We start from the raw sequence: 10,041 nt of genomic DNA, 5'->3' as shown, positions 1-10,041 counted from the left end.
AGTGGTATGGCAGGGGTCAGACGGATATGGTGTCACACCAGTTTTTCACCCAGGATATACCATTTCTTGCTGATATACCGGTAATTGGACCAATATTTTTCCAAGGTATCTATTGGACATCATATTTGGCAATCATTTTAGCGTTTGCTGCGTGGTACGTCCTTTATAAAACCCCCTTTGGCCTGCGCCTCCGTTCAGTCGGAGAACATCCGATGGCGGCGGATACGAATGGCATAAATGTTTATAAAACGCGTTACATTGCTGTTATTCTCTCGGGTGCTCTTGGGGGTTTAGGCGGTTCTGTCTTTGCATTGACAATCGCCTTGAACTTCTCGCATGCGACTATCGTCGGTCAAGGCTTTATGTCCCTGGCAGCGGTCATTTTTGGTAAATGGCATCCGCTGGGTGCGATGGGAGCTGCTTTGTTCTTTGGTTTTGCCCAAAGCCTAAGTGTTATCAGCGGCGGTGTGCCGGTACTTGAAGATGTACCTCAAGTATTCCTGCTCATTGCGCCGTATGTTTTAACGATTTTGGCACTGGCCGGATTCATCGGCCGTGCGGAAGCGCCAAAAGCCAACGGTGAGCCTTATATCAAAGGAACAAGGTAATCTTGTGCAACAACCAGCCTGAGTTGCTACATTATGCAGCTCAGGTTTTTTGCTATAATATAAGGAATACAAGCCACACTAAGAACTTACAGATGCAACCATATACATAAAGGAGGCTTCTTAATGAATGGGACCTATGAAGAGACAGTGAATGAAAATGGCATCAATTTTCATTTTGTGCCAACCGAAAAGTTCAAAACGATATCAATCACAGCTAAATTTAAAGCACCACTGAAACGAGATACGATAACGCAGCGTGCTTTGCTGCCATATGTCCTGCAGCAGGGAACCCGGACCTATCCGGATCGAAGTACACTGCAAAGGAAGTTGGACAGTTTATACGGTGCTGTCTTATCACTGAACGGTGCCAAAAAAGGCAATTATCATATAATGACCATCCGCCTTGAAACGGCCAATCAAAAATTTATTTCAGATGAATCTTCCATCATGGATGAAGCTATTGAGTTATTTAAGGAGATTATTTACGATCCAAATCATACAAATGGTAGTTTTCCCCCGGCTGTTGTAGCAAGGGAAAAGGACACACTTAAACAAAAAATAAATGCCATTACAGACGACAAAATGCAATTTGCTAATATGCGGCTTATTGACGAGATGTGTCATGATGAACGATATAATTTGCATGTACATGGTTATGAAGAAGATCTGGAATTGATTACGGCAGAAAGCTTGTATATGTATTATAAGTCAATGTTACAGGAAGATCAGCTGGATATTTATGTATCAGGGGATATTACTTCCAAAGACATGAAAGCCAAGCTATTTTCAGCATTTCAGAGCGATGGCCGTCCCGGGCTGATGCAAGCTGCCCCCGAAACACAAACATATCGCAATCAGCCGAATGTCGTCATTGAAAAACAGCCTGTCCAACAGGCAAAATTGCACTTTGGCTACCGAACCCACATAACTTTCCGTGATGACGATTATTTTGCCTTACATGTGTTTAATGGATTGTTTGGTGGATTCCCAAGTTCCAAATTGTTCATCAATGTACGGGAAAAAAACAGTCTTGCTTATTATGCAGCGTCACGGTTTGAAAGCCATAAAGGATTACTGTTTGTTTTCAGCGGCATCGCACCAAATGATTACCACGAGGCTCGAGAAATCATTGAACTGCAGATGGAAGCGATGCGAAACGGTGATTTTACCGAAGAAGAAATGGTCGATACAAAAGAACTAATTGTTAATCAGTTGCTTGAAACCATGGATCATTCGAAAGGGATGGTCGAACTGCTTTATCAACAGGTTGTCGGTGAAACGGACCTGTCCCCGGATACATTAATTGAGGGTATCAAAAACGTCAGTAAAGAAGAGGTTATAAAAGTCGCCAATAAATTGCATTTGGATACGGTTTACTTATTGACCAATCAAGAGGGTGATACGGATGAATAAGCAGGCATATAACCATATTGAAGAAACCGTCTATAAAGAAATATTGGAAAATGGGTTGACGGTTTTTCTGCTGCCTAAACCCGAAATGGCCAAAACGTATGGCATATTTTCCACTGATTTCGGATCGATTGACCAGACATTTGTGCCCATTAATGGAACAAAACAGGTTACTGTTCCGGAAGGTGTTGCGCATTTTTTGGAGCATAAAATGTTTGAAAAAGAAGACCGCGATGTGTTTGCTGATTTCGGCAAGCAAGGAGCATCAGCAAATGCGTACACTTCTTTCACCAAAACAGCCTATTTATTCGCAGCTACCAATCAAGTTGAAAAAAATGTCACAACACTGCTTAATTTTGTTCAGGATCCATACTTCTCGGATGACTCGGTCGAAAAAGAAAAAGGCATTATTGCGCAGGAAATTGAAATGTATAATGATCAGCCTGACTGGCAATCATTTATGGGGACATTGAGGGCCCTTTTCCATCAGCACCCGGTTAAAATTGATATTGCGGGTACGGTTGATTCCATTCAATCGATTACGAAGGATGACTTATATACATGCTACAACACATTTTATCATCCAGAAAATATGTCGTTGTTCATTGCCGGCAATTTTGACCCGTGGCAGATGATGGATTTGATCAAGCGTAATCAGGCCTCCAAGGACTTTGCCAAGTTGAATGATATCAAGCGGGAATACCCTCGTGAATCCGTTGCGGCAGCCAAAAAAGAGAATAAAATGACAATGCCTGTATCTATACCGAAATGTACCGTTGGCATCAAAGAGTCAGCTGCGGAATTGAGTGGTGACGACTTTTTAAAGAAAGATTTGCTTCAAAGTATGGTTGTCGATTATCATTACTCAAAAGGCGGTCCATTTTATCAGCAGCTTTATGATCAGCAGCTGATTGATGCCAGTTTTTATTTTGAAACAACGCTCGAGAAAAATTTTGGCTATACGTTCATTGGCGGCAACACCAATGAACCGGATCGTTTTGCGGATAACGTCCGTGAGCAGCTCCAATCCGCCAGGCGCACTGTATTCACGCCCGAGGAAGTTGACCGGATGAAGAAAAAGAAAATCGGGCAATTACTGAGGGCGATGAATTCATTGGAGTTTATGGCCAATCAATATATTCATTACGATACAGTAGGTGTTGATTTGTTCAACATTATTCCTTTCATTCAGTCATTGACGCTGGAAGACTTTAATACATTTGTAAGGGACTGGGCTAGTGATGAGCGTATAGCGGTTTGCAAAATAGTAAATGAATAGGGGAATTTGATGGGGAAAAATGTATTGATTATCGGTGCAAGCGGCGATATTGGCACTTCCATCGCCAAAAGACTTGCCAGGGATGGATGGCAGTTGATGCTGCATTATAATCAGAATAAACAGGCAATGGAAACCAACCGGTTGCGATTGAACAACGAATCCATTTTGATGGAAATACAAGCTGATCTAAGTGAAGAGACGGGTATCAATCGTCTTTTAAATGAGCTCGTTTTTCCGGTCGATGGCATTGTTTTTGCAGGTGGCAAAGCACATTTCGGATTATTTCAGGATACGGATGAACAGGTAATGGATTTCATGCTGACATTGCATGTGAAAGCGCCTTGGATGATTACCAAGCATTTAATTCCTGCAATGATACGGGAGAAACAAGGGCGAATTGTTTTTATTACGTCGGTATGGGGAGAAGCAGGTGCCGGCAATGAAGTGATTTATTCATCCGTTAAAGGTGCACAGAACAGTTTCGTGAAAGCCCTGGCGAAAGAAGCTGCGCCTTCCGGTATAGCCGTGAATGCAGTCAGTCCCGGCTTTATCGATACCAAAATGAATCAGCATTTGCAGGCTGAAGAAAAAGCAACTATCATCGATGCCATCCCGGCGAACCGGCCCGGAACTGCAGAAGATGTCGCCAATACCGTCAGTTTTCTCATGAATGGACAGTCTGACTACATCCATGGGGAAATTATCCACGTAAGCGGCGGCTGGAAGTCCTAAAAAGCGATGTATAAACAAGACAATAAAACAAATACTATCCATGTAAAATATAGAAGGAGGCAGATTGTTATGTCCGTTCTTGATAATTTTGACACATGGAAAGCTTTTTTGGCCGACAGACTGCAGCAGGCTCAATCTCAAGGGATGGGACAGCAAACGATATCGAATATGGCCTACGAGGTTGGCGACTATCTGGCAGCCAATACGGATGCCAAAAACAGTGAAGAAGCTGTTTTGCAGGAAATTTGGACTGCTGCATCCGAGGACGAAAGACAAGCAATTGCCAGTGCGATGGTTAAGCTTGTACAAAATGAAAACCAGGGAAATGCATAATTCACAAAATAAAGAAGTTGCAAAAGATGCAGCTTCTTTATTTTTTTCCGGGTTATCGCCATAATCTTCTTTTCTTCATTCATAAAATACTTTATTATAGTAATAGAGGATGTTAAAAAGTCCGGTAATAATGACACGTCGAATTTCTTTGTTGTTATTCTCCTTTTTGAACGAATATAACGATTTTAAATCAGTATGCCTGTTAAAGGGGTTTGCTATGGAAAAAACAGAATGGTACCTTGAATATGAGTTACAATATAATCGACCTGGTTTATTAGGCGACATTTCCTCCCTCTTGGGGATGCTTTCCATTAACATCATATCGATCAATGGTGTTGCTGCTGCAAGACGCGGGATGCTGCTGCTATCCAGGGAAGAAGAGATAACAAGACTTAAATCCATTATGCAAACAATGGATACAATCGAAATCAAAAAAATCCGCAAACCGAAATTGCGTGATAAGCTTGCAGTAAGACATGGGCGGTATATCCAAAGCGATGCCGATAACCGAAAAACATTCCGCTTTGTCAGAGATGATTTGGGGATTTTAGTTGACTTTATGGCCGAGCTGTTTAAAAAAGAAGGGCATAAATTAATCGGGATTCGTGGGATGCCGCGTGTCGGTAAAACAGAATCGGTTGTAGCAGCAAGCGTTTCTGCCAATAAGCGATGGTTGTTCGTTTCTAGTACATTGCTTAAACAGACGATCCGGAATGAGCTTATTAAAGATGAATATAATCATGATAATTTATATATTATTGATGGAATTGTTTCAACACGCCGAGCCAATGAACAACATTGGCAGCTGATTAGGGAAATTATGCAGCTGCCTGCCATCAAAGTTGTTGAACACCCGGATATGTTCGTCCAGGCAACGGCATATAAACTGGATGATTTTGATTATATCATTGAACTTCGCAGCGATGAAGATGAGGAAATTACATATGAGCCGTTAAACAACAATTTTAGTCAGGAAGACGGTTTTTCAATGTTTAATTTTTAACATGGACGGTGTTATGCATGGAAATCGGAGAAAGACTGAAAGAAGCGAGAGAAGAGAAAAATTTATCGCTGGAAAGTTTACAGGAGACAACGAAAATACAAAAGCGGTATCTTGAGGCAATTGAACAGGGAAATTTCAAAATATTACCGGGAACGTTTTATGCGCGTGCTTTTATTAAAGAATATGCTGCAGCTGTCGGACTTGATCCCAATGAACTGCTTGAGGAATATAAAGCGGAAGTTCCTCAACCTGAAGAGGAAAGTACGGCACAATATTCGCATATCCGCCGGTCACGCAAAGATAATAACCCAACCAGAAACACAAATGTATTTTCGTTTATACCAACTGTCATAGTCGTGCTGCTGGTGATAGGCATTATTTTTGTTATCTGGCTTTTTTTACAGGGTTCGATGTCTGAAGAAAATTCGGCGGACCCTGTCGAACCACAGGAGGAAAACGAGGTAACCTATAATAATGATGAAAATGATCAGGGGGATAGCCAGACAAACGATAATGCGTCCGAGGCCAAAGATGATTCAGAAAATGATTCCGGCTCCGAAAATGACGGAGATGAAAGTACGGAATCTCAGCAGGAAGATTCTCAGCCTGAATTCGTTGTGGAAGAAAAAGGCACAGGAAGTCCGCCCGAATCGACACTTACATTGGAAAATGCGCGTGACGATGTAACTGCAACCATTGAGGTAACAGGAGATTCGTGGCTTGATGTGCAAAATGATGCCGGGGAATCTTTATTTTCAGGGATGGTGAATGCCGACAACTCACCGGTAGAAGTGGATTTATCCAGTTCGGATCGTGTATGGTTCAGTATCGGTAGTGCACCGGCTTTAGACATAACGATTGATGGCGCAGCATTGGAATATCCGGTTGATCCTGATGAAGAAGTCTTTCAAAAAATTTGGGTTAACATCAATCGTTCAGGGGAATAGTTAAAATCAAATAGCAGTAAATTTGTAAAACCCTTCCTTACAATATGGGGAAGGGTTTTACATGCAGGAGGGAAATGGCGTGAATATACCAAACAGGATGACGCTTTCGCGGATTCTTTTAATTCCAATTTTTATGATATTGCTGTCTGTTCCATTCAATTGGGGTGAATGGAGTATTGGTGAAGCGGTATTGCCTGTTTCGCACTTTGCAGCCGCTTTATTGTTTATCATTGCAGCAGCAACCGATTGGGTTGATGGGCATTATGCAAGGAAACATAATTTAATTACGAATCTGGGAAAATTTTTGGATCCCCTTGCCGATAAGCTGCTCGTGGCTGCGGCGCTGATTTTACTTGTAGAACTGGGATTGGCTCCGGGATGGATTGCGGTCATTATCATCAGCAGGGAATTTGCCGTAACCGGGTTGCGTCTTGTGGCAGCTGGTGAGGGAATTGTGCTCGCGGCAGGAAATATGGGAAAATTAAAAACAGCAACTCAAATGATAGCCATTGCCATATTGTTGTTACATAATTTTCCATTTTCTTATATCGGAATCCCGTTCGGCACAATTATGCTGTATATATCATTATTCTTTACCGTTGCGTCAGGCTATGATTATTTTGTAAAAAACTGGCATGTCATGAGGGATTCAAAGTGAAAAACGTAAATGCTGAAATTGTTGCAGTCGGTACAGAGTTATTGCTCGGGCAAATTGCCAATACGAATGCCCAATGGATTTCTGAAAAGCTGGCTTCGATTGGAATAAATGTGCACCACCATGCTGTTGTCGGTGATAATCTCAGCCGGGTTGAAAAGCAGTTCCGGATTTCGGGTAATCGGGCTGATATTATTATTGTTACCGGTGGGCTGGGTCCGACAGAAGATGATCTGACCCGGGAGGCTTTTCAGCAAATAACCGGTATGGAAATGGTGGAACATGAACCAACCATGAAGAAAATTGAAGCATATTTCCGTAAACAGAAATCAAATATGACACTAAACAACAGAAAGCAGGCACGTGTTTTTGCCGAGGCTGATGTGATCGAAAACAACACTGGGATGGCAGCGGGAATGATGCTGTCCTATGAGGGTACAACGTGGATTTTTTTACCAGGTGTGCCGAGAGAGATGAAGCAAATGATGACCGATCGTGTGCTGCCGCATCTGCATCAGCTGACAGGGGGAGGGAACGTAATCAGATCAACCATGCTCCGTTTCACTGGAATTGGTGAATCACGTCTTGAACACGAGCTGAGTGATTTGATACAGCAGCAAACGAACCCGACAATCGCTCCTTTGGCCCAGAATGAAGGTGTAGCTATTAGGCTGACAGCTAATGCTGCGACTGATGACGATGCTGCTGAACTGATTGAACAGACAAAACAGGAAATCCTTAACCGGGTTGGTCGCCATTATTATGGGACTGATGACCAAACGCTGGAAGAAATGGTTTTTATGTTGCTTAAACAGGCAGGTAAGTCAGTTGGGGCAGCTGAAAGTTTAACGGGGGGCATGTTCACGGATAAACTGATTTCAATACCCGGCGCGTCCGACGTGTGCCTTGGTGGAATTGTCTGCTATGATACGAAAGTGAAGGAGAACGTGCTGGGTGTCCATGAAGGTCTCATACGGCAATATGGCACTGTCAGCGAGGCATGTGTCAAGGCTATGGCAGAAAATGCCTGTACACGCTTGGATGCTGATATAGGCATCGGTTTTACCGGTGTGGCAGGACCTGACAGTATTGAGGGACATGAAGCAGGTACTGTATATATTGGCTTGCACGATCAATCGGGAAAACAGCTGGTCAAAAAGTATCATTTTCAGGGTGATCGGCAATCAATCCGAAGCCGAGCGGTTATGAAAGGCTATGAACTTTTATTCAATTTGTTAAAATGAATTTATTGAATCGATTTTTTCGTAAAAATTCAATTTTTTCGGCTCGTAATCTATTAAAATTCATTTATAGCAAAATAACTGCCATCAAAAAACGGGAACGTCTATTCGTTTTATTCTTGGCAAATGGTTAAAAAAAGAGTATGATGAAACTAGCTCATTTATAAGGAGGTAAGCTCGTTGGGAGATAAAAAACAGGCTTTAGATATGGCGTTAAAGCAGATTGAAAAACAGTTTGGCAAAGGTTCGATCATGAAACTCGGTGAGCAGGAAGGACAAAAGGTTGCAACGATTCCAAGTGGTTCGCTCGCTTTGGACGTTGCTCTCGGAATCGGCGGCTATCCAAGAGGACGTGTAGTCGAAATATACGGGCCGGAATCATCAGGTAAAACAACGGTTGCCCTGCACGCGATTGCTGAAGCTCAGCAGCAAGGTGGACAAGCTGCGTTTATTGACGCAGAGCATGCGCTTGATCCGACATATGCACGGGCTCTTGGTGTCGATATTGAAGAACTGCTTTTATCACAGCCAGATACTGGTGAACAGGCACTGGAAATAGCAGAAGCGTTGGTGCGCAGTGGAGCGGTCGATATTATTGTAGTGGATTCGGTAGCTGCACTGGTTCCGAAAGCGGAAATTGAAGGTGAAATGGGAGATTCACACGTCGGGCTGCAGGCACGTTTGATGTCCCAGGCACTAAGGAAACTCTCCGGGGCTATAAACAAATCCAAAACAACGGCCATCTTCATCAATCAAATCAGGGAAAAAGTGGGTGTCATGTTCGGTAATCCGGAAACAACGCCGGGCGGACGTGCTCTTAAGTTCTATTCGTCTGTCAGACTGGAAGTGCGCCGTGCAGAGACGCTTAAACAAGGAAACGATATGGTGGGCAATAAGGCCAGATTAAAAGTAGTCAAAAATAAGGTGGCTCCACCGTTTAAACAAGCAGAAGTCGATATTATGTATGGTGAAGGGATTTCCAAAGAAGGCGAAATTTTGGATATAGGTTCACAATTGGATATCGTTGAAAAAAGCGGTGCATGGTATTCCTATAATGGTGAACGGCTTGGGCAAGGCAGGGAGAATGCCAAACAGTTCCTGAAAGAAAATGAGGACGTTAAACTGGAAATTCATCATGCTATCCGTTCCCATTATAATATGGATGATGCACCGGAAGATGAACCTCAAGGGGGTAATCAGGAAAGATTGGATGTTTAATTGCTGTCATTTATGTTTGAATAAGTCTTTTGCTGGAACAGGCCAGTAAAGGACTTATTTTTTTATCCCGCCTTAACAGGCAGTAAGTTTCATATAATCGTAAAATTTGAAAGTTGTGTGGGGCAACCGGCTGTACAGGTCCGATTTGTTCGAGCCTGCATGATGCAGGTCACAAAAGTGCTGCAATACGGACACTCAAGCACTGATTCTGTGTTCTTCTTCTTTAACGGGGAAAAGAACCCGCTGAAAAAAGTTTGCTTTTATTTCAGGGCAATAACTGTTACGATTTCTTGACATTGGTTAACAGTATCAGTAAAATTAAGTTGTATAATTTTCTATTATATTATACAATAATTTATTTATTATTGAACATTGTACATGCCGACAATAATGAATCAATTGTACAACTTTATAGCAATGGGAGGTGAAATCATGGATAATCCCTTAATCATCTCCATTTTGCTTGCCGTAATCCTGATCGTCGGTATTGTTGTTGGTTATCTGATTCGTAAAACTATTGCAGAAGCTAAAATTTCCAGTGCGGAGAATTTAGCTAAACAAATAGTGGATGAGGCACATCGGAACGCAGATGCTGCCAAAAAAGAGGCACTTCTT

Annotated in this window: 11 protein-coding genes; all 11 read left to right on the top strand. The window is 42.4% G+C overall.

Annotated features, from left to right (window positions below):
- Window positions 1-608: ABC transporter permease (locus VK080_RS11095; RefSeq protein ID WP_324224834.1), on the top strand; the 608-nt coding region annotated here is incomplete at its 5' end.
- A 123-nt stretch (window positions 609-731) separates the two neighbouring features.
- Window positions 732-2,021, top strand: a complete 1,290-nt coding sequence (gene yfmF / locus VK080_RS11090) for an EF-P 5-aminopentanol modification-associated protein YfmF (protein WP_324224833.1) — start codon at window positions 732-734, stop codon at window positions 2,019-2,021.
- A complete protein-coding gene (gene yfmH, locus VK080_RS11085) occupies window positions 2,014-3,297 on the top strand; it encodes an EF-P 5-aminopentanol modification-associated protein YfmH (RefSeq protein ID WP_324224832.1) in 1,284 nt (427 codons plus the stop codon). Before yfmF ends, yfmH begins: the two co-directional genes overlap by 8 nt.
- Window positions 3,298-3,306: 9 nt before the next feature.
- Complete coding sequence (gene ymfI / locus VK080_RS11080; protein ID WP_324224831.1) at window positions 3,307-4,029, top strand: elongation factor P 5-aminopentanone reductase; 723 nt, start codon at window positions 3,307-3,309, stop codon at window positions 4,027-4,029.
- Window positions 4,030-4,098: 69 nt separating this feature from the next.
- Window positions 4,099-4,362, top strand: a complete 264-nt coding sequence (locus VK080_RS11075) for a DUF3243 domain-containing protein (protein WP_324224830.1) — start codon at window positions 4,099-4,101, stop codon at window positions 4,360-4,362.
- 217 nt (window positions 4,363-4,579) lie between these two features.
- A complete protein-coding gene (locus VK080_RS11070) occupies window positions 4,580-5,365 on the top strand; it encodes a DUF3388 domain-containing protein (protein ID WP_324224829.1) in 786 nt (261 codons plus the stop codon).
- Between the two features lie 17 nt (window positions 5,366-5,382).
- A complete protein-coding gene (locus tag VK080_RS11065) occupies window positions 5,383-6,312 on the top strand; it encodes a helix-turn-helix domain-containing protein (protein WP_324224828.1) in 930 nt (309 codons plus the stop codon).
- Window positions 6,313-6,391: 79 nt separating this feature from the next.
- The gene (pgsA, locus tag VK080_RS11060; RefSeq protein ID WP_324224827.1) at window positions 6,392-6,970 is read left to right on the top strand and encodes a CDP-diacylglycerol--glycerol-3-phosphate 3-phosphatidyltransferase; all 579 of its coding nucleotides are present in this window, start codon (window positions 6,392-6,394) and stop codon (window positions 6,968-6,970) included.
- The gene (locus tag VK080_RS11055) at window positions 6,967-8,211 is read left to right on the top strand and encodes a competence/damage-inducible protein A (RefSeq protein ID WP_324224826.1); all 1,245 of its coding nucleotides are present in this window, start codon (window positions 6,967-6,969) and stop codon (window positions 8,209-8,211) included. Before pgsA ends, VK080_RS11055 begins: the two co-directional genes overlap by 4 nt.
- A 177-nt stretch (window positions 8,212-8,388) precedes the next feature.
- Window positions 8,389-9,426 carry a recombinase RecA gene (gene recA, locus VK080_RS11050; protein ID WP_324224825.1) on the top strand — a complete coding sequence of 346 codons (1,038 nt, stop codon included), beginning with the start codon at window positions 8,389-8,391 and terminating at the stop codon, window positions 9,424-9,426.
- Window positions 9,427-9,858: 432 nt separating this feature from the next.
- Window positions 9,859-10,041: Rnase Y domain-containing protein (locus VK080_RS11045; protein ID WP_324224824.1), on the top strand; the 183-nt coding region annotated here is incomplete at its 3' end.

Origin of the sequence: Lentibacillus sp., assembly GCF_035301925.1 — a bacterium.
Lineage (GTDB): Bacteria > Bacillota > Bacilli > Bacillales > Amphibacillaceae > Lentibacillus.
The sequence above is the reverse complement of the archived record's forward strand: the minus strand, read 5'-3'. Positions and strand labels throughout refer to the sequence as shown.

What these genes read in the sequence shown, in the direction of transcription:
- VK080_RS11065 (WP_324224828.1), top strand. Translation starts at nt 5,383, where the DNA reads ATGGAAATCGGAGAAAGACTGAAAGAAGCGAGAGAAGAGAAAAATTTA.
- yfmH (WP_324224832.1), top strand. Translation starts at nt 2,014, where the DNA reads ATGAATAAGCAGGCATATAACCATATTGAAGAAACCGTCTATAAAGAA.
- yfmF (WP_324224833.1), top strand. Translation starts at nt 732, where the DNA reads ATGAATGGGACCTATGAAGAGACAGTGAATGAAAATGGCATCAATTTT.
- VK080_RS11075 (WP_324224830.1), top strand. Translation starts at nt 4,099, where the DNA reads ATGTCCGTTCTTGATAATTTTGACACATGGAAAGCTTTTTTGGCCGAC.
- VK080_RS11070 (WP_324224829.1), top strand. Translation starts at nt 4,580, where the DNA reads ATGGAAAAAACAGAATGGTACCTTGAATATGAGTTACAATATAATCGA.
- ymfI (WP_324224831.1), top strand. Translation starts at nt 3,307, where the DNA reads ATGGGGAAAAATGTATTGATTATCGGTGCAAGCGGCGATATTGGCACT.